At 50.8% G+C, this 24,104-nt stretch carries 21 protein-coding genes; 8 read left to right on the top strand and 13 right to left on the bottom strand.

Annotation, left to right across the window (positions count from 1 at the left end; genetic code table 11):
• The 3 genes from BUB60_RS06640 to BUB60_RS06630 form a co-directional block, all read right to left on the bottom strand.
• Positions 1-738, bottom strand: coding sequence for an energy-coupling factor transporter transmembrane component T (locus BUB60_RS06640; RefSeq protein WP_073076944.1), 738 nt, complete (start codon positions 736-738; stop codon positions 1-3).
• A complete protein-coding gene (locus BUB60_RS06635) occupies positions 738-1,340 on the bottom strand; it encodes an MptD family putative ECF transporter S component (RefSeq protein ID WP_073076941.1) in 603 nt (200 codons plus the stop codon). Before BUB60_RS06635 ends, BUB60_RS06640 begins: the two co-directional genes overlap by 1 nt.
• A gap of 90 nt (positions 1,341-1,430) precedes the next feature.
• Positions 1,431-2,045: a TetR/AcrR family transcriptional regulator gene (locus BUB60_RS06630; protein WP_084726304.1), complete on the bottom strand. Its 615-nt coding sequence runs from the start codon at positions 2,043-2,045 to the stop codon at positions 1,431-1,433.
• A gap of 379 nt (positions 2,046-2,424) precedes the next feature.
• Here BUB60_RS06630 and BUB60_RS06625 point away from each other — a divergent pair, with 379 nt between their 5' ends.
• Positions 2,425-3,513 carry a GTP-binding protein gene (locus BUB60_RS06625; RefSeq protein ID WP_073076936.1) on the top strand — a complete coding sequence of 363 codons (1,089 nt, stop codon included), beginning with the start codon at positions 2,425-2,427 and terminating at the stop codon, positions 3,511-3,513.
• Positions 3,514-3,694: 181 nt separating this feature from the next.
• Here BUB60_RS06625 and BUB60_RS06620 read toward each other — a convergent pair whose 3' ends face one another.
• The 4 genes from BUB60_RS06620 to BUB60_RS06605 form a co-directional block, all read right to left on the bottom strand.
• Positions 3,695-4,687 (bottom strand): ABC transporter permease, encoded by a 993-nt coding sequence (locus BUB60_RS06620; RefSeq protein ID WP_073076934.1) that lies wholly within the window; start codon positions 4,685-4,687, stop codon positions 3,695-3,697.
• The gene (locus BUB60_RS06615) at positions 4,684-6,186 is read right to left on the bottom strand and encodes a sugar ABC transporter ATP-binding protein (RefSeq protein ID WP_073076932.1); all 1,503 of its coding nucleotides are present in this window, start codon (positions 6,184-6,186) and stop codon (positions 4,684-4,686) included. The genes BUB60_RS06620 and BUB60_RS06615 overlap by 4 nt, the downstream gene beginning before the upstream one ends.
• A complete protein-coding gene (locus BUB60_RS06610) occupies positions 6,183-7,178 on the bottom strand; it encodes an ABC transporter permease (protein WP_073076930.1) in 996 nt (331 codons plus the stop codon). The genes BUB60_RS06615 and BUB60_RS06610 overlap by 4 nt, the downstream gene beginning before the upstream one ends.
• A gap of 148 nt (positions 7,179-7,326) precedes the next feature.
• Entirely contained in the window at positions 7,327-8,466 is a 1,140-nt protein-coding gene (locus BUB60_RS06605; RefSeq protein WP_278277481.1) for a sugar ABC transporter substrate-binding protein, read from the bottom strand.
• A gap of 1,043 nt (positions 8,467-9,509) precedes the next feature.
• On the opposite strand from BUB60_RS06605, the gene BUB60_RS06595 reads away from it, so the two are divergent.
• Both BUB60_RS06595 and BUB60_RS06590 read left to right on the top strand, forming a co-directional pair.
• Positions 9,510-10,772, top strand: a complete 1,263-nt coding sequence (locus BUB60_RS06595) for a sensor histidine kinase (RefSeq protein ID WP_073076924.1) — start codon at positions 9,510-9,512, stop codon at positions 10,770-10,772.
• Position 10,773: 1 nt separating this feature from the next.
• Complete coding sequence (locus BUB60_RS06590) at positions 10,774-11,433, top strand: response regulator (RefSeq protein WP_242941163.1); 660 nt, start codon at positions 10,774-10,776, stop codon at positions 11,431-11,433.
• A gap of 130 nt (positions 11,434-11,563) precedes the next feature.
• Here the strand turns inward: BUB60_RS06590 and dctP are convergent, their stop codons facing one another.
• Positions 11,564-12,727: a TRAP transporter substrate-binding protein DctP gene (dctP, locus tag BUB60_RS06585; RefSeq protein ID WP_084726303.1), complete on the bottom strand. Its 1,164-nt coding sequence runs from the start codon at positions 12,725-12,727 to the stop codon at positions 11,564-11,566.
• Between the two features lie 412 nt (positions 12,728-13,139).
• Between dctP and dhaS the strand changes: the two genes are divergently transcribed.
• Positions 13,140-13,718 (top strand): dihydroxyacetone kinase transcriptional activator DhaS, encoded by a 579-nt coding sequence (gene dhaS / locus BUB60_RS06580; protein ID WP_073076920.1) that lies wholly within the window; start codon positions 13,140-13,142, stop codon positions 13,716-13,718.
• Between the two features lie 71 nt (positions 13,719-13,789).
• On the opposite strand, the gene BUB60_RS06575 is transcribed toward dhaS, so the two are convergent.
• The 3 genes from BUB60_RS06575 to BUB60_RS06565 all read right to left on the bottom strand — a co-directional run bounded on the left by BUB60_RS06575 (position 13,790) and on the right by BUB60_RS06565 (position 17,113).
• A complete protein-coding gene (locus BUB60_RS06575; protein ID WP_073076918.1) occupies positions 13,790-15,493 on the bottom strand; it encodes a glycosyl-4,4'-diaponeurosporenoate acyltransferase CrtO family protein in 1,704 nt (567 codons plus the stop codon).
• A gap of 6 nt (positions 15,494-15,499) precedes the next feature.
• Complete coding sequence (locus BUB60_RS06570; RefSeq protein ID WP_073076915.1) at positions 15,500-16,180, bottom strand: phosphatase PAP2 family protein; 681 nt, start codon at positions 16,178-16,180, stop codon at positions 15,500-15,502.
• Positions 16,181-16,444: 264 nt separating this feature from the next.
• Positions 16,445-17,113 carry a GntR family transcriptional regulator gene (locus BUB60_RS06565; RefSeq protein WP_073076913.1) on the bottom strand — a complete coding sequence of 223 codons (669 nt, stop codon included), beginning with the start codon at positions 17,111-17,113 and terminating at the stop codon, positions 16,445-16,447.
• 247 nt (positions 17,114-17,360) lie between these two features.
• Between BUB60_RS06565 and BUB60_RS06560 the strand changes: the two genes are divergently transcribed.
• The 4 genes from BUB60_RS06560 (at position 17,361) to BUB60_RS06545 (ending at position 21,573) form a co-directional block, all read left to right on the top strand.
• Positions 17,361-18,020 carry an isochorismatase family protein gene (locus tag BUB60_RS06560; RefSeq protein ID WP_073076910.1) on the top strand — a complete coding sequence of 220 codons (660 nt, stop codon included), beginning with the start codon at positions 17,361-17,363 and terminating at the stop codon, positions 18,018-18,020.
• Between the two features lie 72 nt (positions 18,021-18,092).
• Positions 18,093-19,598 (top strand): hypothetical protein, encoded by a 1,506-nt coding sequence (locus tag BUB60_RS06555; RefSeq protein WP_073076907.1) that lies wholly within the window; start codon positions 18,093-18,095, stop codon positions 19,596-19,598.
• 19 nt (positions 19,599-19,617) lie between these two features.
• On the top strand, positions 19,618-20,202 hold the full coding sequence (locus BUB60_RS06550) for an acetyl-CoA carboxylase biotin carboxyl carrier protein (protein WP_073076905.1): 585 nt from the start codon (positions 19,618-19,620) through the stop codon (positions 20,200-20,202).
• A gap of 27 nt (positions 20,203-20,229) precedes the next feature.
• Entirely contained in the window at positions 20,230-21,573 is a 1,344-nt protein-coding gene (locus BUB60_RS06545) for an acetyl-CoA carboxylase biotin carboxylase subunit (protein ID WP_073076901.1), read from the top strand.
• A 149-nt stretch (positions 21,574-21,722) separates the two neighbouring features.
• Here BUB60_RS06545 and BUB60_RS06540 read toward each other — a convergent pair whose 3' ends face one another.
• Positions 21,723-22,469 carry a class I SAM-dependent methyltransferase gene (locus BUB60_RS06540; RefSeq protein WP_073076898.1) on the bottom strand — a complete coding sequence of 249 codons (747 nt, stop codon included), beginning with the start codon at positions 22,467-22,469 and terminating at the stop codon, positions 21,723-21,725.
• An 18-nt stretch (positions 22,470-22,487) separates the two neighbouring features.
• Complete coding sequence (locus BUB60_RS06535; protein WP_073076895.1) at positions 22,488-24,086, bottom strand: ABC transporter substrate-binding protein; 1,599 nt, start codon at positions 24,084-24,086, stop codon at positions 22,488-22,490.
• Positions 24,087-24,104 lie beyond the last annotated feature (18 nt).

The following is a 24,104-nucleotide window of genomic DNA, read 5'->3' as shown; positions in this document are numbered from 1 at the left end:
TCACAGCACACCCAGATACGCCAGGGCGGTGGCGGCAAAGGCGGCGGCACACAGGGCAATCAGTATCATGTCCTGAATCCGAAAGCCGATACGGCAGACATTGGTGCGTTTGACCTCGCCCCCAAGACCGCGGGTCAGGGCCGCCGCGGACAGCTCCTCGCCGATCTTCACCGAACAAGTCAGCAGGGGTACCAGCCGGTACTCCAGCATTCTCCCGGCCCTTCCGCCGCCCAGGCTGATTCCCCGCATCCGCATGGCGGCGTTAATGGCGCCGAATTCCTCACCCACTGTGGGGAAAAAGCGGAACATGACAGACAGGGGAATGATGATTTTTTCACTGACATGCAGCTTCTGCATGGCGGCCGTGAACTCGCTGACGGTCGTGGTAGAGACGACGTAGATTCCCATTACCACACCGGGCATGACCCGGCTGAAAATACCGGCGCAGCCCAGCAGCAAAAATTGAGGAATACCCGACAGCTGTGGCACCAGCAGTCCTCCCGCCAGGTAGGCTCCCATAAAGACAACCAGACAGATGAGCGCTGATTTGATCTTTCCCGCCGTCAGGAACAAAACCAGCGGCAGCACGCACAGGGTGGGTGTCATGAAGGGCAGCTTGCCGCCGTCCAGTCCCCCCAGCACAAAGATGGATACAGTGACCAGCAGCAGCAGCTTGGTTCGGGGGTCCAGAATCATCCCCCTTTTCTGTCCGGTGGTTTGCAGGATGCTGGAAGCCATCAGGCGATCCCCGCCTTGGAAAAGTGTTTTTTCAGCAGGGACCGGCCCAGAAGGCCGCCAAGCATGCCGCAGACAAAGCAACAGATCAGCAGAACGGGGGACATCCAGCCGGGCAGCAAGGCAGTCAGCGCCGCCTCGTAATCCGCGCCGAACTCCGTCCGGGTAGAAAAATAGCTCTCAGGGTTGGTGAAGAGGGGAATAAAGTTGCCCCACATCCAGATGTTGAAGAAGCCGCAGGTCAAAATCGAGCTGCCTGCCCTGCTGTAATTTGCCCGTTTCCAGACCAGCTCTGCGATAAGGGCGGAAACCACCGCAACAGGAAGGGCGTACAGACCCATGCCGGTAAGGGCCATCAGAATACCCATGATGACGCTCATAATAAGAATCATGCCAAACTTTTTTACCTTCGTTAAAAACAACATAAAAGGGATACCGCCGATGATGGGGCCGACAACGCACAGCATGGGCATCATGATTGGTATGTAGCCCAGCATGGCAATGGCCATAATGATGACAAAATAGATGGCCGAGTAGATTCCCACATTGATGAGATCCTTCCCGGTCAAACGGTTTGTTTTTTTCTGGATGGTATTTGTGGACATGATGACAGCCTCCGTTTGTTTTGAATATGCCGAGGAACCGCCCCGGTTGCTATAATTAAGTTAGACCATTCTAACTTGCGCCCGAAAAAATCAGGGCCGAAGCCCCAATATTTCACTCCAGCCGGCCATACCGTACCGTTTCACGCTGTCCATGACGGCGACCGCTTGTTCATAGGGCAAATTGTGCGAAACGATCTCCACCAAATATTGAAATCCGGTGGCGGCGGTAACATGCAGGAAGAAATCGTCCACCCTCCTGCCGTTCTTACCCAGCGTGTCGCAATAGACCCGGTAAGCCCGTTCTTCAATCTCAATCAGCTGCTCCAGATAGGCCGACCAGCGCGTTCCCTCCGAGTGGCAAAAGATTAATCGGAACGCATCCAGGTACCGGTAGATATACTCCAGCATCCAATCCGTGCCGGAGCTGGCCTTCTTCTCCAAGTCTCCGCTTGACAGGGCGGAAAGGTCTGCCATTGCCTGACGGTGTATTTCCTGGAATTTGGTCAGCATCTCTTCCGCCGGTGCCTGTACCAAGGCGTCAAACAGCACCGCCTTGTTGGCAAAGTGGTTGTACAGCGCGCCGGTCGTGGCATTTGCCGACCGGGCAATGTTCCGCATATTGGCGTTTTGATAGCCGCACTCCATAAATTCCTGCAGGGCGCATTCTAAAATGCGCTTACGGGTCAGACGCGAACTGTAACTCATACTTTCACCGAAAAGCCTCGACTGTTATCTTTAATAACAATGTTATCATTTTTGGTGAGCGGAGTCAAGAATAATTTGGAAAGGGCAGGCAGGCGCGCTTATTGGATTGAAGTTTTTGATAACCAGTGAACGTAATCTGAGATACCTTCAACTTATAAATTGAAATTTTTCAATATGTATGATATATTTTCCTTATCTTTCCTCATCCTAAAGTCGTGAAAGGAGACACTATGAAAAGCGAATACATCCGCGTATTCCGTACCTTTACATGTGTATCCCTTCCTGCGCCGTGCCAAAATGCTGACAGAACAACTATGGCGGCCGGAAAGACTGGCATTTGTGCCTTGCCACGTACAAAATAATTAAGGAGTATATTGAAATGAAAAGATTTATGGTTGTCAGCGGATTTTTAGGCGCGGGCAAAACAACCAGTATGGTTGCATTGGCGGACTATATCAATGCGAATACCGGAAAAGCGAGTGTTATTGCAAACGACCTTGGCGCTAAAAACCTTGTCGATGCCAAGTTTTCCGAAGCTTGTGGCTGCAATATTACGGAGCTTACCGGCGAGTGCATCTGCTATCAAACGGAGAATCTGGTTGACAGGCTGAGACGCCTTATGGACTATGAGCATAATGATCTTGTTATGTCCGATATTCCTGGCTGTGGCGTCGGCGCTCTCGACCATGTTTATCATAAGCTTGACAGGGAATATCACGGCGAGTTTGAGCTCGCGCCGTTTACAGTAATCGCCGACCCGGAACGGCTGCGCACCATCATGCCGGAACGGGCTGACATTAACCTTCCGGAGGAAATGAACTATCTGTTCAGAGCGCAGCTTCAGGAGGCGGATGTCGTAGTGCTGAACAAAATAGATCTCTTGAGCGATGCCGACGCCGAGACGTACCTTAAATTTTTGAGAGATTTTTGCCCCGGGGCGGAAGTCTTTGCCGTTTCCGCTAAAAACAAGACAAATATCGATAAGGTTGCGGACTATATCATGACGCATGACGCGCAGCTCAAAACAATCGATATCGGATACGGAGGGCCTAGTTTCATAGCCGCGGAACAAAAGCTGAGCTGGTACAATTGCCAGCTTTACGTAAAAATCTGCTGCGGCACTTTTGACGGCAACGCTTTCCTTGGGGATCTGGTCGAGGCGATCCGTACAAAGCTGAAGGACAAGCATCGAAACATCCCGCACCTGAAGGTTTACGCCGACGGCACAGACGGCACAGCCTGCAAGATCTCACTTTTAGGCGTCGACTATGATATGCAGTTCGACAGCCGGCTTGGACAGCCCTGCGCCGACTTGCCTGTTATCATTAATGCCAGAGCCGCCTGCGAGTCTCAGCTTCTCGCCGAAATCATGGACGAAGCGCTGGACGAGACGGCAAAGAAATATAATCTTGACGCAGTTGTGTTCTTTACCGAATGTTTCGGCATGATGGACGAAGGGCGTATTTAGGGATTGTAAATGTCATGCCGGAGGCCTCCGAGCACCTGGTCTCCGGTTATCGGAGGATGTGGTAGTTAACAGAAGATAGCACTTCCCTGAATTGATGAAGTGCATTTTTCGGGGGTGGTCTTTGACTGTATTGGCCAAAAGAAAAAGCCTGCGGAAACAGGCTTTTTTCTCTCGGGTCGATTTACCGGGTCAGCTCGACATGTTGGTTATCCAACAACACTTCATTATCTGGCGGACTTCCTCTCTTCTTGTCGCGCCCCGTTGCAATGATCGTGACAATCAGTATCAGCAGCAGCAAAATGCCTTCGACAGACTCCGATGTCTGACTTTCAGGATAACCGATGATCGCCAGGCCGTTCACGATGATTGTGATTGAAAATGAGCCCAGCAGCATTTTGTAAATCTTCGCCGATGTGCCGCCGGTGACAAGTACCCCGCCGAGGAACATGGCCATTGCGACCTTCATCTCCATGAACGAACCCATCGTCTGGCTCGTTCCGCCGACCGTGAGGATGGAGAATATCGACCCAACTCCGGCCATCAGGCCTGACAGCATAAAAGCCAATATCTTGACCTTCGTTATGGGGACGCCGACGAATTTGGGGACTGTCTCATTCTCGCCGATTGCCCGACAGTAGCGCCCTGATTTCTTGAATTCAAAGACGACAGCCATAAGAGCGACGATGACGATAAACAGTGGTATTTTGACGGCCGGCATGTTGAGAAAGCGCAAAGAAGACGATAGATATTGCGCGCCGATTTGTGTTTGTATCAGATGAACAATACCGGGCACACCGATGAGCAGGGCGATCGTCAGTATAAACGATGGGACCTTCAGCATACTGACAATCGCGCCGTTGAACAACCCGATGATCGCGCCGACGGCGAGTGAGACGGGAATAAGCAGCAACGGGATGCCTGTGGCCGTGGCTGCCCACATACCGATGACGCCGGACAGCGCGAGGTTTACGCCTACTGACAGATCGATGCTCCCCTGCGCAACGACAAAAAGCATGCCGCTGCCGATGATAATTATAACCATCGACTGGTCGATAAGCATCCCCAGATTATATGCCGACACCATTTTACCTTTACTCGCGATTGTGAAAAACAGGAATATAACGGCGAAAGCGATAAACGGCACAATGGTTTGTAATTTGATTTTCTTCATCATATCATCACCTCTATGACGGAATGCTCTGTAAACTCTTCGTCGCGTCGTATTGTTTTAGACATGCGGCCGTCCTTCATGACGATCAGCCTGTCGGCCATACCAAGAACTTCCGTCAGCTCGTCAGAAATCAGGATAGTCGCTATACCGTCTGCCTTCGCCTGTTTCATCAGCGAATAAATATACCTCTTGACGCCGACGTCGACACCGCGCGTTGGACAGTCGAGGACAAGCACCTTCAGGTCTTTCGCGAGCCAGCGCCCGAGATTGACCTTCTGTTTGTTTCCGCCGGATAGCGCATCCATGCTCTGGTTTATACCGGTGCATTTTATGGACAGCTTATCTACTGTTTCGGCCGACAGCCTTTTCAGGTTCGCGGGGGAAATGAGGCCGGACGTCCCCTTCAATTTGTCCAGGGAAGGCAGCGTACAGTTTTCTTGTATGCTGGCGTGAATCATCAGCGCCTCATTGTCCCTGTCTTTCGGCACGTATGCCATATTGCAGCGCAAAGCGTCCGGAGCATTTTTTATTTCCTCGCCGCCACCGAGACGCACGCTGCCGCTCTTTAGCTTTGATAATCCATACACGGTTTTTCCGATCGAGTGAATGCCCGAGTCACTCAACCCGCAAAAACCGAGTATCTCACCCTTATGTACGTCGAAGGAAATGTCCTCAAGTTCTCCGCTGACCGTGATGTTGTCGGCTCTGAGGACGACCTCGTCAGAGTAATCCGGTTTGTGATCGGCGCGGTAATAGTCCCCGCTGATGTCGCGTCCGACCATCATATATCTGATTTTATCTGCCGTCGTTTCACTCGTTTTGACGTCTCCGACAACCGCCCCGTCGCGCAGAACGGTAATCGAGTCGGAGATGGCGAGCATTTCCTCAATATCATGCGTGATCACGATGACGGATTTGCCCATCTGCTTGAGCTTGCTCATCAGCCCGTACAGATTGTTTCTATTGTTGAGCGACAGGGACTGCGTGATTTCGTCCAGCAGCAGAATGTCCGGCTCGATTGACAGCGCCCGCGCGAGTTCGACAATTTTGCGCTGCTCAATCATCATGCCTGTCATCATCGCCCCGAGCGGCACGGGCGGCAGGTTCCATTCCTCGAACACCCGGGCGGCCGTCTTAGTCAGCTTCTTGACATTGACGGCGCCCCTGCTGGAAAATCTGTTAAGCCGGCCGAGAAAGATGTTTATCCCGACAGGAAGCTTATCCACGACGCCGAGCTCCTGCGTAACCATTGCAATTTTGCCGTTGTTCGCTTCAAGAGGGCTCGCGGGCGCGTAGGCCTTGCCGTTCAGTATCATTTCACCGGCGTCGTATTTATAAATGCCGGCAATTTGCGACAGCAATGTTGACTTGCCGGAGCCGTTCTCGCCGATCAATCCTTTGATTTCACCCTTCCTAAGGGTCAGATTGACGTTTTTATTGGCATGGGTCGGACCAAAATATTTATGGAGGCCTTTGATCTCAAGAATTGTCTCCGCACTCATTTTACGACCCCCTTAATCCCGCGCTGTCCGATAACGGCGAACACAATGAGGAACGCGCAAAGCAGCGCTTCCTGCAGCGTCCCGGAGGGAACATGCATCAGCGTCAGGAGATTGAACAAGGAGTACAGCAAAAATGCGCAGAGCGGCACCGCGATGACGATATTGACCTTTTTTTGCATGATATCCGCGAGCAACGCGATAGCAAGCGGCTGGAAAATGAGGAATATGCTTGACAGTCCCGTCTTGACTGTCGTGATACCCGAATAACTCTCCTGCAGGAACGATGTGACGCCTATGAGCAGGCCGCAGATAAGCCCGACCCACAAAAGCGTCTTATTCACGTTCACGCCGAGGGAACGCGAGACAGCAGTGTTTCCGCCGATAGCGCGGATATTGAAGCCGATGATTGTGCGGTTGTATACAAAGTAAATGATAATGAACCCCGCTGCGAGCACGAGCATACTCCAGGGCAGCTGCCCGAGTATGCGCAAATTCTTGTCCAGCGGAGCCTCCACAAGCGACCCCGTCGATCTGCCGACATAGAGAGCCACGGCGGCGGCTTCGTAAATCATCGCAAGGCTGAGGCTGGCGATCCACGACGGTATTTTCGTAAACGCGAAAACGCAGAAGTTTATGAATACAAGGCTTGTCCCGATGACGATCCCTGCAATCAGAGCGCCGGCAAGGCCGTACATATTGCCGAAAACGCCCACCCCAAACGACGCGAGGACGACCACGGCGCCCCACGACATATCGGTATAGCCGCAGGCAAAAATGAAGCACATTCCCCACGCCATAAACGTCGGGTAGACCATATTCGCGAGTACGATTTTTATATTCATCCATTCCAGGAATTTGCCGTGTGCAAGCAGGTTGAACACGAGGAGGAGCACCACCACCGCGACGATGACTATCCCCGCGAAGACAAGCTGCGCCTTCGTACCGGTCATGCTGCCCCGCGTATCCTTAGCGGTTAAGCTGTTTTGCTGCATAAGGTCACCTCATCAGTTTTCTGACAGCCTCCGATAACCCCGGACCGATGGTAGCGGCGGCAGAGTCGCTGGAGACTGCTTAATATAGCATCCTAAGAGGGCCGGGCAAAGCTTGCTGCAAGCAGGCCTTGCCCGGCACAAGCAGTTCTTATTTCCCGCTCGCTTTGATGATGGCGTCGACGGTAAGATCGTTCTTGATCGTATCGACGTACGTCTGATATGTTACTTGCGGGTTATAACGGTAGCAAAGAGATTTCAGTACGTCAGCCGACACGGGATGGGCCCCCTCTGCGCAGAATACCTTGACATACGCGTCCACATTGTCCTTTGTGACGAGCGATGTGGGTATCTGGAAGAAAGGCGCCTGGCCGTTTGTGTCTTTGATGGGGTGGCCGTCAAGCGCATTCATCAGAAGCGTCGGAGCAACGGTGCAGCTGAGCGTGGTGCCGCCGCTTCCCGCAACGATCTGTCCGTCCGCGATATACTTCGCGCTCCCCCCGTTTACGGCGGAGAGGTAGCACTTTACGCCCTCGATGCCGAGCGTGTCAAGCGCGGTTAAGGTACCCTCGACATAGTCGCCGACCATAATATAGATGCAATTGACCTCCTTGTTTGCGGAGAGCATACTCGAAGCCTTCGCCAACGCCCCGCTATTGTCGGTGCAGCGCTCCTCCGCGAGGATTGTGCCGCCGCCTGCCTTAAATCCATCTGTAAAGCCCTTTGAGCGGTTGTCCATATTGAGGTCGCCGATGTTGCCGCCGATGATGCACGCAGTCTTGCAGCCGTCGGCAAGCGCTTTTTCGGCGAGAATGCGTCCGTCCGCCTGAAGGTCGGATGCGACGGCACCCATGTAATACTCGTTCGATTTGACGAGCTCTGCGCGGACATCCTCCGTACCCGTGAAGATACTCAGCACAAAGGGAACCTTCGCGTTTTTGGCTTCAGTACCCATCTGCGGAACCGTCGTCGCTCCCGCACCCTGGATGCACAGACCGTCCACGCCGGCCGAGATGAAGTTTTGAATATTCTGCAGCTCTTTATCGGCATTGTTGTCGTCGCTCGCGCGGTCATCCGTCATGCCGATTGCCTTGATGGCGTATTCCTCCTCATCCCCATAAGCTGCAAGAACCGGCGCGGTGCCCCAGACGTTTACACCAATGTGATATGCTTTCGTCCCTGCGGAAGCCCCTCCGTCCGATGATGCTGATGCGGAAGCCCCGCCACTCGTCAATGCTGCCGGTCCGGAAGTCCCTCCGCAAGCGGCAAGAGAGGTGATACATGCGAGCACGAGTACCAATGCGATGATTGAATATACCTTTTTCACAAATTATCCCCCTTAGATAGATTCCGGTATATTAATTATACCGAGAAGAATTATAACGGGGGTTCCACAGCAATGGGAAGTGACCGTAGTCACAACTTAACAGGACTGCGGTTACAATCTTTTGTCGGCGTTTTTGTGGAATATGATCATTTCATGTGCGCCTGACGATGAAGCGTCGATAATCAATCTGGGGACATGTAAAGAAGGGCAAACAGAACTCCAAAGCCTTCCCATAACATTAAAAATACCGCGAATCGCCCTGAAAGGGTAATCCGCGGTATTTTTAATCCTCCGAAACGGTTTATGCACCTGCCGGTTTTTAAAGTATATCTTCTTTATTAAAAGTTATGACTTCTTTATTGTAGCCCAGGCAGTCGAACAATGAAATAAGACCCTTTTTAATATATGGTATACTTGGTTCAAAATGTGCCGTGATTATCAGAGAATAAAAAATCAGATCGTCTGTTTTTGCCTTTTTCTCGTACTTCTCCACTGTTAATAGATTTCGGGTAAACCAATTGTGCAACGCGGTCCGATCTGCGCTTTTATCGTAATGAAAAGGATCAGCCTTCTTACATAAACACATAATATTGAATGTTTGAAGATTCGGGTTATCCCGAAGCCCGGGGTCAGCTTGACACATAAAAATCGCATCCTTTTCGTCATCCCAAATCTATGATGCTGCAGTGTTATAGACGGTTTTGTACCTGTAAGGATTGCCGTCATATTTGATAAAATGATTAATGATACTTATTGCATGATAACATAATATTATCATAGCGTCAAGTGCTGAATGATTTGGAATAAGTGTCTCGGAGCGGCAAAAAACAGAAAAAAACGTGCGCAGCACCGAACGCACCGGCAAACATTTTTGTGACTGAAATCACTTGAACATGGGAGACAAGGAAGATACAATAATAATCATCAATCAGCGTTGACACCCAGACTAAGTCTTCAGCGGGAAGCCTTGACTCAATATTATATTTGAGACTGTGTGGTGTTATATTTTGGAAGCTTACAGAGAGCTGCTGAAAAAAAACGAAGCGGCGGTCAATCTCCTTGCGTCCAGAGTATCTCGCATTGAGCTTTATATCATGATACTGATCGGTATTTTGTGCAAATACTATGTGATGTACGTGCCGGGCTTTACACTCGGACGGATGCTGGCTCTGATTCTTGCCCCGCTTCTTCTGCCGACGCTAATTGTTGATGTGCTTGGCATAAAGGAGCCGTGGGTCAAATACGCCGTGCTGACCTGCTCGGTCATTGCTTCGGGACTGTGTTATGCGGCTTTTACTTTTCAATTGATGCTGATCCTGATTTTCCCGACGGTGGTGGCGGCACTGTATTATAACAAGCGCCTTATGACCGTGGTTTGCGCGGAATCGGTAGTCAATATCTTTTTTTCTCATATCCTCAGCAATTTCATTATGTTTGCGCAGATCCTTGAACCGTTCAAAGGAATCAGAAATATTATTCAGTTTGCCGCGCTGCCCAGAATCTTTATTTACCTGTGTTTTGCGGTCGTATTTTGGATACTCAGCACCAGAACATCCGACCTCATGCTCAATATCCACCGCGTGACTCAGGAAAAGGAGCTGTTGGAGCTGCGAAATTCCATGACCGAAAAGGTCACCCGTTATGAAGAGCGGGAGAAAATAAGCCGCGATATACATAACAGTGTCGGGCACACGATCACCGCGGCGATCATGGCCATTGAGGCGGCGGAGGCCATCCGTAGCGTCAGCACAGAAATGGCTGACGCCAAGGTGGCGGTAGCCGGGGAGCGTATGCGGGAGAGCCTCCAGGTGATCAGGGACAGCGTCCGGCTTGTGGATAGCCGGGACACCTCGGTATCTCTGGGGGATCTTGTGAAAACGCTGACCATTTGTCTCCGGCAATTCGAAATGGACGCCAATGTGCGTATTCACAATAATTTTGGCGATATGCCCAGAGATATCCTTGGCATGAGCATCAACGCGGAACAGGCTCGTTTCCTGTATGGTGCCGCGCAGGAGTGCCTGACAAACAGCGTCAAGCATGGGAAAGCGGGCGATGTGACTTTGAACATCAGTATCGTCAGCGATTATATTGAAATGGTGACAGCCGATAACGGCAACGGAAAGCCGCCGCCCGAGTCGGGAGAAAACAAGGGCTTCGGGCTAAAGAAAATCGACGCGTACCTGAAAGCCAACGGCGGCCATATGACTTTTAAAAGCGGGCCGGGGGTTACCGTGACAATCTGGCTTCCGATTGAGGAGGCTTATTAACGTGAAAGAGACTGCGAAGCTTATTCTGGTAGACGACGAGCCGCTTCTGCTGGAGAGTCTCGAGCTCATCTTTTTTATGGAAGATGACTTTCAAGTCGTGGGAACGGCGACGAATGGCGCCGCAGCGCTGACGATTCTTGAAAACCGCAATGCCGATATTGCATTGGTTGATCTCAGAATGGTCGGCATGGACGGGCTTGAGCTCATTCGGGAACTGCGGGCGCGGTACAGTCATATTAAGGTTTTAGTGCTGACAACCTTCTATGATGAGAAAAATATCATCTCCGCGATTCAAAACGGCGCAGACGGGTATATCCTGAAGGACGCCGGCCGTGAGGCTCTGGTAAACGCCGTGCGGAGCGTGCTGGAAGGGCAGAGTACGCTGGATAACAAGGTGATGTCCGCATTGGCGGCCTATATGGGGAAGGTTCAGCCGCCTGAGGCGCGCTCCGAAGCCAGCAGAATTTTTCTCCAGGAAATGACAGGACGTGAACTTGATATATGCCGTCTGCTGGCAGCAGGCGCTACAAATTGTGAAATAGCCGAGCGGCTATTTCTTACGAAAGGTACAGTCAAAAACTATGTATCAAAGATCTATGATAAAACTGACGTCCGTGACCGGGCAACGCTCGCCGTCTATTTATCAAAAATTCTGAAATAAGGCTTCATTGCATTTCGAAGTTCAAAATAAGAGCAGGCTGCGCGATTTTGGCGCAGCCTGCGATTTTATACGCGCGATTTACCGGGCGTTGCATCAGGTCCGAAGGTCAAGTCAGGCGGACTTGATTATCTCAGCCCTTGAAATCGTCAATGCTGACGCTCTTGTCCCAGGGATCAGCATACTTGGAGGAATACCGGGAAACGATTTCCATGCATTTGTCGTAAATAGCTTTCCCGTCAAGACCGAAGCCGTTCAGGTATTCGACATACTGCGTATGAACCTTCTCCCGGACTGCGCTGCTGGTGAAATATGTGTACAGCGCATTGGACGGCTGGTAAATTTCAATACCGTACTCTTTGGCGTGATCATAGATCCACGCGCGGGTTGAATCCCAATAGATACCGGCCATCGTCGAGGCGTATCCGCCCGAATACCGGTCGATGACGGCTTGCAGATCGGCCGGCAGGGACGCGTACTTTTTCTTGTTCATCAGCATGAAGATCGGAGAGCCGGGCGTTGGAAAATCCATGATATAATTAAAATTTTTGTAAAGCTTGCCGGCCGATATATTATGCCAGTCGTTCAGGCAGCCTTCAATGACGCCTTTTTCCAGCATATCATTCGTGTCGGGAGTGGCAACCGTCAAAGGGCTCATCCCGACGGAGCTGCACCACAGGGCACAGGTTGAACCGGGGGCGCGGATGCGCAGACCTTGGATATCGCCGACGGTTTCCAGCTTCTTATCGGTTGTACTGATAGGGGCGTATGTACAGCTCCCGAGCATGATGATCTTAAAGCTGCTGTATTCAGCCTGGAAGGCCGGAATTTCCCTGAACATATCCTGCATCACATCGCAGCCCATACGTGCGCAGGTGATGCCGGACAGCGGAAGCTGAATGAACTCGGAGATCGGGAATTGGCCGGAATATATAGACGCGGCGCTCCAGCAGATATCAGCCGTGTCGCTTAAAACGGCGTTAACGGCGCCATCCGCGTTGACGAGGGAACCGCCGTGGAAGTAGAGGAACTTGATGCGTCCGCCGGAAGCATCCTCGACCACCTTTCCCCACGCTTCGACATACTGTCCGCAGATGCTGGTGGCAGGATCATGATTCTGGACGGTCAGTGTGTAAACCCTGCCGTCTGAGGAAGGCTGCGTGCCGGTTGATTTAACGTCGCCTGCGTCGGAGGCTGAGCCGCCAGACGGTCCGGGACTGATGGAGTTGCAGCCCGATAAGGTCAAAAGACCAAGCGTCATAGCAAGTAAAAGTAGAAGAACTCTGGTTGTTTGCATACATATCACCCATGAATATTGTAACGATATTAGCAATATCGGGGGCAAGTCAATGGGCCTTTACACGTCTACTTAAGTATAACAGGAATCAAGAAGAAAGAAAGCCCTTAGTAAACCCGTGCTATAAACAGTAATACTGCCCCAAGAAGTAAAATATTAGATTGTCGTAAGTTGCAAAAAGTATCGGCAAACCGCTAAGACACCAATCTGACATTTAACCGTTTACGGACTGCAATTCCAATACCTTTACAATATATGTGCCAGTGTGCCAAAACCGATTGAGTATTATTACTCATAAAGCCGGCTAAGAATATGGTATAATATGCTCGCGGCTAATGTTATATTAACCGCGAGCATGTCTGTTTAATTGGAAATGGGTTAGTCAGCGGAATTAAGCCAAAGGAGGCCTGTAATGCCTGATGCGAATGTAACTAAAATGACGCTTGCAAATTCTTTGAAAAAGCTGATGGCAGAAAAAGATTTCAGTAAAATCAATGTGGCCGACATCGTTCGGGGCTGCGGTTTGGCAAGGCAGTCCTTCTATTACCATTTCAAGGACAAATATGATCTTATGAATTGGATTTACTATACCGAAACAGCCCGCATCATCACGACCGATGATGTATTTGCGTCTTGGACGGACGGACTAAGGGATCTATGCTGTTATATGCAGCAAAACAAAACCTTCTACAGAAATGCGCTCAACACCAGCGGACAAAATTCTTTTCCGGAATATTTGCATGGATATATAAGGAGCATTTCTATCTCTGCAATTGAGGGTGCAGTCGATATAGAAGCGGAATATGATAAATGGGAGTTTATCACCTCGTTTTTTGCTACGGCTTTCGTTGCCTTTATAGTTCGTTGGGCAAACAGCGACATGAAGGAAGACCCTTCGGAATTTTTGGAGAAAATGCGCAATGTATTTGACGGCAGTATACAAAACGAGTTGGAAAATCGGAGACAAAAGGAGAAAAGCTATACATCATAAATTAGGCTGGCGATGCGTATGTGCCTGATGGGCAGTCCTTTCGCATGGCCTGTTTCAATATCGTCAGGCGCCTAATTGGCATTACTTTTTTCCATAACACAGAACGTATCTTCGCCGGATTCAGAACGCCGAGCACGTCCCCCTGCGGTTTTACGGCCATTGCGGGTAACAAACTCAACGATATCCTGCGCCGCATGGAGGTTTCTAAATCTGATTTGGCTATCATAGATGTCTTTGAGCTTTTTTCCATTTTGTGAAAGCAGCTCAGACACCACCATGGGAAGTTCCTTAATGTTCTCGCAGATAGTCCCTAAATTGTATTTCACAATATATTCCGGATTTTTTTCTTCCTGGCCCTTTAATGCACCAACGACAATGATCGGCTTGCACAAAGTGACGGCCTCCATTACCACATTGGGGCTGGCCCTGACAATCAGAATATCCGCTTCAAGCATGCGCTTCTTAATATCTTTTGTAAAACCGTAAACCTGGATGCGGCTGCCAATATAAAGCGATAATTTCTTTTCCAAATATTTTTTCAGGGATACATTGTTTCCCGCTATGACTGATATATGGCAGTTACTGCCTTTTAAAAGGGCCTTGGCCATTTTGAATGTGCGCCAGGACCCCTGACTTCCGCTGATCAAAAGAATGGCCGCCCCGTTTTCAGCCAAAATGCGCCCTTCTCTTGGAGCGGCAGGAGACGGATCACAGAAAGCTTCTCTGACTGGAAAATCTACAAGCTGTAATTTATCTTCCGGAATCCCCAATGAAAGCATCGTCTTCTTAGATTCCGCGCTGGGGCATAGAGTATATTCAGCCCGTTTGTCCGCCCAAAGGCTGGAGACATTATCAAAGTCCGCGATGAAGGGAATAACGGGTATATTTATTTTTTCTTTTTCCAAAATATTCAGGATAGAGCCCACATAAACGCCATGAACAGGAATGATGACATCCGGACGGATTTCTTCAAGACACCGAATCAGATTGCTCTTTATATTCTTTGATACAAAAGCGTTGATCAGCCTCACGGAATGATTTCCTGCCCGATAAATCAGGCCCCACAATGCAGGGACGCTGACGATGAGCGGATTATAGAGTTTACTTATTACACGCATTATCTTTTTGCCCAGGGAGAACCCGTCTACAATGGAAACCTGTATGTTTGGATTCAGTTTGACTATTTGTTGCCGCAGGGCCTGTGTTATGCTCTTATGACCATGACCGGTATCATCTGCTGAAATAAACAAAATGCTGCTCATATTACCATCTTTTGTGGACATACCACCGATTTTATTTTCGTTAGCCTTTTTTTCGTCGCTATATGCAATAAACTTGATAAGCCTTGGCCGGTTATAACGCTGTATGATGACATACGGCAGATTTAAACCAATGGCGAGCAGGACCATCAAGGCTGTTTTGATAAAATCATTCCAAATTCCAAACAGGAATGATGAGAGAATAATACCCCAATGGGTCAGCTCCGCACGACAGGATTCGAGAAGGTATTTTTGCATATGATTTTTATCAAATGCTGCAATGCGCTTTCTGGGAAAGATGGTTTTAATAAAATCACTCAATTCAGGTAATGCGTCTTTCCAGCGCTTCACCTTAAAGATACGCTGGTAGACGGTTCCGTTAGCCTCCCACTTCTTCGCTTTGTAAAGCCACCTTCTGTAATCCAGAAGCTTTGGGGGGACCTTGAGAGACAGAATCGTATTCACAATCGAGAACAGAATAAACACAAGAACATTATTTGGAAACGTGGCTTCCATGTCGTATCACTCCTTGATCTGAACGCTATGAGGTTTGCGGTTATGTAGAGGACCGTTTTTGTTTTTCCTGTTTGGAAATACATATAACCACAGATAGAACAGTGCTGCTGCGAATATTCCCCACCCGACATCCACGATCGAGTGCTGTTTGATAAATACTGTTGAAAGACATATCAGTATTGTTAGGGTGTGGGAGCAGGGTTTTCTGTACTTCTTTACGGCAAACGCTCCGGAATGCTGCAGAGCGGCGTTTACGGCGATGGCGTTGATGACATGGACGCTTGGACACACGTTGGTTGGCGTATCCGTTGCATATATCAGCTTCACCAGTACGGAGAAGGGATCGTTTTGCGTAATGCTCGGCCGTAAATCCTGCGCATTCGGGAAAATCATACAGACGAGGTAGGCGACCGACATCCCGCCTCCAAGGAATATAATGAGCTTGCAAAAATCCTCTCGGGAATGCACTCCCGTGTATAGGACCCCGTAGGCAATATAGGGGAACCAGAGCAAGTATGGAACAACAAATTCTTTGACAAACGGAATGTGATCATCGAGCGTCGTATGTATGATATATTTAGGAATGAGCGTCATCTCCAGATATTTAAACCAAATTAAGACGGGGAGCAGCAGTATCAGCAGATAAAAGTGCTTATGCTCTGATAAAAACCTCCGCAGGTTCTTCACGAAATTATCCTCCGTTAACGATAAAAACAGGATGCTCTTGGCGTGGTTTTATAACACTGTAATTTATATTTTAACTTGAAACGGGAAGCCCTTCTATTGACAAAAACGGCGATGTGTCAGGCTCCTTTGACAACATCGCCGTTTTTGAGCTATGCAGGCGGTGGGAATTAAAAGTGTGTTAATGCTCTGAGAAAATTGCGAATTAAAAAAGAACAGCTTGGTTTTTATAGATACCATACTGTTCTTCCTGTTTTTTCACGTATTTTATTTGAGGACGTAATGGTGCTTGATCTGATATTGAGTGAAGAAATCCTGTACATCCACCACATGCTCCCTGGCGGCGTTTTCCGCAAGGTCGGGCTCTCCGGCGACAATGGCGTCAAAGATCTTTCTGTGGGCGGGCAGTATCACCGTCTCCATTCGAATCGGATCCGAAGCGGAGAGGGTAACGGCGAGGCTGCATTGTTCCAAAACAATACGCAGGTAGTTTTCGAGCCTTGTATTCTTCGCGCCCGCGATAAACGAGACATGGAATTCATTGTCCTTTTGCACCGCTTTTAAATAATTCCCTTTTTTGACTTCCGTTTCATACTGAAGCAGGGCGTCTTCAAGCTGCCTGATCAGCCCGTCCGTCTTTCTGACGGCGCAAAGCCTTGCCGCGACGCCCTCCATGCCCATTTTGATTTCATATAATTCTATAAAATCCTCAATTTGGACCCGCGATACAAACATGCCCTTATCCTGAATCTCGTCCACAAAGCCTTCGTAGGCAAGACGCCGTAATGCCGCCGCCACAGGCGTCCGGCTGATATTCAGCTCCGTGCTCAGCTCCCGGGTTGAAAGGAGCTGATCGGCTTTATATTTTTCGGTGATAATTGCCTCTTTTATTTTGTCGTAGGCAAGCTGCTGTTTTGAAATTGTTCTGTTTTCCAAACCCGTTACCCCAATTCAAAAAACGAATGAAATCGTCGAACTGATAAATCAATATACCACGAATTCATAATTTTTACTATAGCGAAAAGCGGCATCGTAATTGAATAACCCGGGCATTATCATTTCCTACCAAAATAAATGGTAGAATAAAAGATAATTGACACAATGAGCTAAACAAGATAGGATGATTGTGCCATACAAGTGGTATACCACTTGTATTCATATCTAAACATGGGGGTAATACAGTATGCCGGATAACGGTGAAAAATGCATCCCCTGGCGGATCAGACGAGAAAAGTGCGCCCTGATTGTCATCGATATGCAGAATGATTTTCTGAAGCCGGGCGGGGTCCTCTACTATAACGACACACCCTTGAAAGCTGTGCCAAATATAAAACGGCTCATTGACTTTTGCCGCAGGCTGGGTATTCCGGTCATTTACACGAAGACCCTGTTGAAGGATGGCTTCAATATTTCACCGCTGGAGGTCTGCTATCAGCCCGTCCTTATGCAAAAGGGAATGCGTGAGGGGACGTGGGGAGCTGAAATCATCGGCGAGCTTTTACCGCTGATGGATGAACAGGTCGTTTTCAAGCACCGCTACGATGCGTTTTACAATACAAATCTGGAGCTTATCTTGAAAAACGTCCGCGGCCTGAGCGGGGTCGACACAGTCATCATCACCGGAACCGTGACGAATGTCTGCTGCGAAAGTACGGCCCGGGGCGCGTTTATGAGAGACTATAAGGTCGTTTTTGTGAGCGACGCCAACGGCGCGTTTGATGAAGAGGCGCACAGAGCGACCCTCCGTAACATCAGCCGTTTTTTCGGCCGCGTTATGGATACGGAGACCCTGCAAGCGGCGCTTGCAGAAGGAGAGAATGATTTATCCTCATACATGGACTAAACAGGGAAAATTGACAGCAAGGACCGTTCCGCCCGCTGGGATTAACCAAATTAACATAAAGAGGTGCAAATTATGGCGAAAGTGCTCAATTTTATTGACACCACCACCCGCGACGGCTCGCAGAGCAACTGGGCCGCCGGCATGCCTGTCGGCATGATGGAAGCCGTGCTGGAGGATATCGACAAGGCCGGCTTTCGTTCGCTGTGCTGTCCGCTGATGCAGCTGCAATTTAAAAAAGTCGTCCGCGACTTGAAGGAAGACCCCTGGGCGATGGCCCGGATGTTTGCCGAGAAGGCGCCCCGGACGAAAAAGGGCTGCATATTGCAGCCCTCCCTCTGGCCTTTTGATATTGTCAACTTCAACAGGGAAGCCGTAGAGCTGTTTACACGAAAGCTTGCGGAAATGGGAGCGCTGCAGCGGGTCCAGATTACGGGCAACGTCATGGGCCATAAGCATTACCACTGGTTCGTGCCCTTCCTGAAGAAGCTGGGCCTGGAGGTCGCTTTCGCCCTGTGCTACTACATATCGCCCAGGCATACCGACGATTACTACGCGGAAAAAACGAGGATGATGGTGGACTACGGGGCGGACGTGATGTATCTGAAGGATGCCGGCGGCCTTTTAGACATTGACAACGTCCGGCGCGTATACAACATCATGAAGGCGAATTCGGGCAATCTTCTCACGGAGATCCACAGCCACTGCACAACGGGGCTCGCCGACCCGGTGTACGTCGAGGCCATGAAGCTCGGCTGCGACGGATTCCACGTGGCGCTGCCGCCGCTGGCGGAGGGCGCGGCCCAGCCGTCCGTATTCAATGTGGCCGAGAATGCCAGGGCGTTAGGGTATGAGGTCAATCTCGATCTGGAACGGCTGCAGCATGTCTCCGATAAGCTTTACTGCATGGCCCGGGAAGCGGGGCTCCCCACCTTCGGGCCGACGCGCTACAAGGTCGCGCAGTACAAGCACAGGATTCCGGGCGGCGTCATCTCCAATTTTACACACCAGCTGAAAGAGCTGCATCTTGAAAACAGAGTGGACGAAGTCATTGAGGAGGTCGTCAGGGTCTGTGCCGAAACCGGCGAACCGCACATGATCACGCCCTATTCCCAGTTCGTCGTCACGCAGGCCGCGATCAACGTGGCTCTGGGCGAGCGCTATAAGATCGTCATCGACGAATTTATACAGTTTGCGATGGGCAATTACAGTGAGGATTCGGGCTATCTGGAGATGGATCAGAATCTGAAGGATTATTTCCTGAGCCTGCCTCGCGCCAAGGAGCTGGCGGCCAAGACGAAAGCGCAGGAAGAGGAGCAGAACAAGCCCCTCAGCGAATTCCGGAAACAGTTCGGCGAAAACCTGTCTGACGAAGAATTCCTTCTCCGCTATATCATGAACGGAACAAAGGAGATCGACGTCATGCGCGAGGCGACAAGGGAGCGCCCGTGGAGGACCTTCTCCTGCGTCGATTCTCCGATCCTCGACCTTATCAATAATCTGGGCAAACAGGAGCACGTCACGCAGGTCCAGGTTCAATACGGCAGCAAAGCGCTTGTTCTGAAAAGACAGAGCAATTAACAAACGGAGGTTTAATGAAATGAGCAATAATATTCTGGGCATCTTTGACGGCAGCGATATCGACGGCATCACCGCGTTGATCGATAAACTGGAAAAGTCCTCGTTTGATTATCTCCGGCTGGAGGGCGACGGGGTGAAGATTGCCATCGGCAAAAACGGCGTCTGTGAAAGCACGGAAGCAAGCGCGGCTAAGACGCTGCCCCAGGCGGCAATACCGGCCGCCCAGACCTGGGCTCCCGCGAACGACGCCCCCGCCGCCGAAATTAACAGTCCGGCTCTCGGTACGGCAGCGCCGGTGCCGGCGCCCACAGAACAGACCGGGACTGAGGCCGCGCCCTCGGGTGCAGTATCGGAGCAGGCCGGGATATTTATCGTCAAATCTCCCAGCTACGGTATCTTTTATGCCCAATCCGAGCCGGGCGCACCCGCGTATGTGAAGCTTGGCGACACCGTGCAGAAAGGCGATACCCTGGGGCTTCTGGAAATCATGAAAACGTTTAACGCGATCACGTCCGAGGCGCATGGAGAGGTTGCCCGGATTCACGTGCAAAACCAGGAGGTGCTTGAGCCGGATCAGCCGCTCTTCTCCATCAAAATAAAGTAGGAGGCCCGACGGCTTAAGGAGAAAGAAATGAAAATATCCCGGATTTTAGTCATCAACAGAGGCGAGATCGCCGTTCGGATCATCCGGACGTGCCGCGTTTTAGGGATCGAAACCGTTCTGGCCGCCTCCGAAGCGGACAAGGACGCCACAGGCGCGAGGCTTGCCGACAAAACCGTCGTCGTCGGCCCGCCGCCCGTCTCTACATATCTGAATATTCCCGTTCTCATGAAGACGGCCCTGGAGGCCGGCGCACAGGCGGTCCATCCCGGTTATGGCTTTTTATCTGAAAAACCGGAGCTGGCCCGGGCCTGTGCGGATAACGGCTTGATCTTCATCGGGCCCAAGGCGGACCATATCCATAAGATGGGCAATAAGCTTGTCGCGCGCACGCTGGCCAGGGAATGTGGCGTGCCGATCCTGTCGGGCTCGGAAAGGGTGAACGCCTTTGAGGATGTCCTGAAGGTCGTGGAGCAGATCGGTTTCCCGATCATGCTCAAAGCGGCCGCGGGCGGCGGCGGCAGGGGCATGAAGATCATCACGGAGAACGAAAGGGACCGGGTCAGGCCGATATTTGAGGAAGCCGCAGCGGAGGCCCTGGCGGCCTTCGGCGACGGCTCGATGTATGTGGAAAAGTATATCCCCAATGCCCGCCACGTGGAGGTTCAGGTCCTCGGGGACAAGTACGGCAATGTGGTGCATTTGGGGGAACGCGACTGTTCAACCCAGCGCCGGCATCAAAAGCTGATCGAGGAGGCGGGCGCGCCCAACATCTCCGACGCGCAGCGGAGCGAAATCCGCGCCGCGGCGGTAAAGCTGGCAAAGAACATCTCCTATGAGAGCGCCGGTACGGTGGAATTCATTCTCGACCAGGACACGGGCAAATTCTATTTTCTGGAGATGAATACCAGGATCCAGGTGGAGCACCCGGTCACGGAGATGATTACCGGTGTGGACCTTGTGCAGGAGCAGCTCAATGTCGCCGACAGCGGGGCGCTCCCTTTTACCCAGGAGGACATTCACTTTAACGGCCATGCCATTGAGTGCCGGATTAACGCGGAAAAGCCGGAGGAGAACTTCCGGCCCACCCCCGGCGTCATTACGAGGTGGGAGCTGCCGCAGGGGCCGGGGGTGCGTGTGGATACCCACTGCCACCATGGATACAAAGTCCCGTTTTTCTATGACTCGCTCATCGCCAAGCTGATCGTCCACGGGACGGACCGCGAGCACGCCAGAAGAAGAATGCTGGCGGCGCTGGATGAATTCAGCGTGGAGGGCATCAGCACGACGATTCCGTTTTTGCAAAAGGTCCTGAAAACCCCGGACTTTGCCGAAGGAAGGGTCAATACGCGGCTGCTGGAGAAGGTTTTGTGATCCACAGCAAATTACGCGCCTTTCCCCAAGGCATGCGCACTCGAACAGCAGCGCGCCTCATAAAGCATAACAGCAGGGCGGACCGACGGTCCGCCCTGCTGTTATGAAAAAGCCTGGGCTGGGGTTTCAGAATTATAATTTTTGCATAATCACTTTTCCGCCGCTAAAAGAAACATGGGGGTCGACCTGTTTAAAAGCTGTTCTTTCTCATCATATATTAATTCTCTGATATCCGTATTGCAGCCGATACGTTTGAAACCGACTCTGATCAGAGCGTCAAAATCCCATTGCGGGCGTATACGCGCGCACATCGGCATGCTTTTTCTGAAATCTTCCATTTCGTCGGAATAATACGGCAGGGGGGTATCGGGATACAGCCGCTGAAATTCTTCCCTGTCCCTGTTGTATTCGCGCAGCTTTTCTTCGCTGAAGAGGCGGATATTCCAGTTCGCGTCAAAAACAAGCAGCTTCCCGCCGGTCCTGAGAACGCGCCGCCATTCGCGGTAAGCTTTCTCGGCATCAATAATGGTCCATACGACATTGCGGTTTATTATTAAATCAAAGGACTCGTCCGGAAAGTCGAGCTCCTGTGTATCGGAGACGCGAAAGTCCACCGCGGCTCCGAACTTTTCGGCGTTTGACCGTGCCTCATTTATCATCGCCTGGGTGCAGTCGATAGCCGTGACGTCGTGCCCGGCCAGCGACATCAGGATGGCAAAGAAGCCCGGGCCCGTCCCCACATCGAGAACCTTCATCCGCTTATCGGACCCTGCGTTGGTCAGGATCAAATCAAGCCAAGCCTGGCGCTTGAAGCAGTTGAGTTCATTTATAATGCTGCTGCTGTAATTCGCGGAGCTTTCGGTCCAATTTTTTAACAGTTTTTCTTTTCGAGACATATAGCATTTTCCAACTTTCTATTTGATATCAAGTTTGCTCCATTCGACAGGAGCGTAGTTGTTGACGCCAATTTCAAAATTCGCGACTTTCTTTGTGTTAACGGCAAAGGAGCTGATCGGATAGTACACGGGGATCGTCAAGGCTTCCTCGCTTATGTAGGAGAACACTTTGTCATACTGCGCCTGGCGCGCATTTTCATCCATAGTGAGCAGAGCCTTGGTGATCATGGATTTCAAGTTATCGTCCGTCCATACCTTGGCATAATCGTGCCCCGCCAGATCAAAGAACAACTCGCGAAGGGAGCTGTGGGGCACCCATGAATCGGAGGCTGTTCTCATCAAGGCTATGTCATAGCCGCGGCCGTCTGTGGCGGCCTCGTCGTATCCGTTTTTATCCAGCGTGCTCAGATTGATTTTAATTCCCACCGCGGTAAATTCCGACTGCAGGAATTCCGACAGAGGCTTCCACTCGGGGAATTCATCGGTCGACAGCAGCAGCTTGAATTCGAGCTTTTGCCCGCCCTTCTCCCGTATGCCATCGCCGTCGGAATCAATATAGCCCGATTCCTCCAGCAGCTGCTTTGCCCTGTCAACGTCGTAGGGATAGCCGTAATTATTCTTTTCTGTCGTGTAAGGGACGCCCTTTTGATACATCCCGCCGGCCTCAAGACCGTTATTATCGAAAAGGTCGGCCGCTATACCGCGTTTATCAACGGCATAGTTCATCGCCAGGCGGACGTTTTTATCCTGGAATGCGGCTGTTTTCTCATTAAATGCGATGAAGTGGGAACACAGGGTGCCTTTGGTGAAGACCTGAAAGTCGCTGTTGCTTTTTAGCTCGTTTAAGCTTTCCATGGGGATTTTTCCAACCAGATCACCGCCGATGATATCCACTTCGCCGCTTTGCAGTGCCATGACTCTGGCCTGGGCGTCCGTGATCACCTTAAAGCGGATTCTGTCGATTTTGGGCTTTTCGCCCCAGTAATAGGGATTGGGGACGAGCGTAAACTCAGAGTCCTTTTTATAGGATTCGAGCATCCAGGGGCCCGTGCCGACAGGCTGGGTAAATTTCTCATCTTTTATTGAGGCGGGGCTGAGAAAACGGACGGGACGAGGATAGGAAAGCTCCAGCAGAATGGGATAGGAAGCGTCTTTATAAACGATTTTGACGGTATGCGCGTCGGTTGCTTCCATGCTGTCAACATAGGTTGAGGAAAGCGCTGCGTGACGATCGTCGTTTACCCACCGTTTCAGATTGAAGAGGGTGGCGTCGGCGTTGAAATCCGTTCCGTCTGAGAATTTGACTCCTTCCCGGAGATGAAAGATATATGTTTTCCCGTCCTCCGATATATCCCAGTTGGTGGCGAGAGACGGGAGGATGCTGCCGCCGCCGCCATCCTCGGTAAAGCCCTCGTAAATCATTTTATACAAGAAATGCGGGCCGTTATAGGATGCCGCGTCAAGCGCGTCAAAGCCGCCGTCTTTATATATTGCCACATTGATTTCTTTTTCTTTGCCGCTGCCAGCCCCGCCTGCTGAGGATGGGCTTCCGCAGGCGCTCAGCAGCATCACGGCGCTGAGGGCCATGGCAATCACCGCATGTGTTTTTTTGCTCATTATCCGTCGTTCTCTCCT

The sequence above is a fragment of the Sporobacter termitidis DSM 10068 genome (genome assembly GCF_900130065.1).
In the GTDB taxonomy this organism is placed as follows: Bacteria; Bacillota; Clostridia; order Oscillospirales; family Oscillospiraceae; genus Sporobacter; species Sporobacter termitidis.
This window is presented reverse-complemented; position numbering and strand designations above follow the sequence as displayed.

Excerpts from the sequence above, each read along its gene's own strand:
- BUB60_RS06575 (WP_073076918.1), bottom strand. The coding sequence starts at position 15,493 with ATGGAAGCCACGTTTCCAAATAATGTTCTTGTGTTTATTCTGTTCTCG.
- dhaS (WP_073076920.1), top strand. The coding sequence starts at position 13,140 with ATGCCTGATGCGAATGTAACTAAAATGACGCTTGCAAATTCTTTGAAA.
- BUB60_RS06610 (WP_073076930.1), bottom strand. The coding sequence starts at position 7,178 with ATGCAGCAAAACAGCTTAACCGCTAAGGATACGCGGGGCAGCATGACC.
- BUB60_RS06620 (WP_073076934.1), bottom strand. The coding sequence starts at position 4,687 with ATGATGAAGAAAATCAAATTACAAACCATTGTGCCGTTTATCGCTTTC.
- BUB60_RS06625 (WP_073076936.1), top strand. The coding sequence starts at position 2,425 with ATGAAAAGATTTATGGTTGTCAGCGGATTTTTAGGCGCGGGCAAAACA.
- BUB60_RS06635 (WP_073076941.1), bottom strand. The coding sequence starts at position 1,340 with ATGTCCACAAATACCATCCAGAAAAAAACAAACCGTTTGACCGGGAAG.
- BUB60_RS06615 (WP_073076932.1), bottom strand. The coding sequence starts at position 6,186 with ATGAGTGCGGAGACAATTCTTGAGATCAAAGGCCTCCATAAATATTTT.
- BUB60_RS06535 (WP_073076895.1), bottom strand. The coding sequence starts at position 24,086 with ATGAGCAAAAAAACACATGCGGTGATTGCCATGGCCCTCAGCGCCGTG.
- BUB60_RS06630 (WP_084726304.1), bottom strand. The coding sequence starts at position 2,045 with ATGAGTTACAGTTCGCGTCTGACCCGTAAGCGCATTTTAGAATGCGCC.
- BUB60_RS06640 (WP_073076944.1), bottom strand. The coding sequence starts at position 738 with ATGGCTTCCAGCATCCTGCAAACCACCGGACAGAAAAGGGGGATGATT.
- BUB60_RS06555 (WP_073076907.1), top strand. The coding sequence starts at position 18,093 with ATGGCGAAAGTGCTCAATTTTATTGACACCACCACCCGCGACGGCTCG.
- BUB60_RS06545 (WP_073076901.1), top strand. The coding sequence starts at position 20,230 with ATGAAAATATCCCGGATTTTAGTCATCAACAGAGGCGAGATCGCCGTT.
- BUB60_RS06560 (WP_073076910.1), top strand. The coding sequence starts at position 17,361 with ATGCCGGATAACGGTGAAAAATGCATCCCCTGGCGGATCAGACGAGAA.
- BUB60_RS06540 (WP_073076898.1), bottom strand. The coding sequence starts at position 22,469 with ATGTCTCGAAAAGAAAAACTGTTAAAAAATTGGACCGAAAGCTCCGCG.
- BUB60_RS06550 (WP_073076905.1), top strand. The coding sequence starts at position 19,618 with ATGAGCAATAATATTCTGGGCATCTTTGACGGCAGCGATATCGACGGC.
- dctP (WP_084726303.1), bottom strand. The coding sequence starts at position 12,727 with ATGCAAACAACCAGAGTTCTTCTACTTTTACTTGCTATGACGCTTGGT.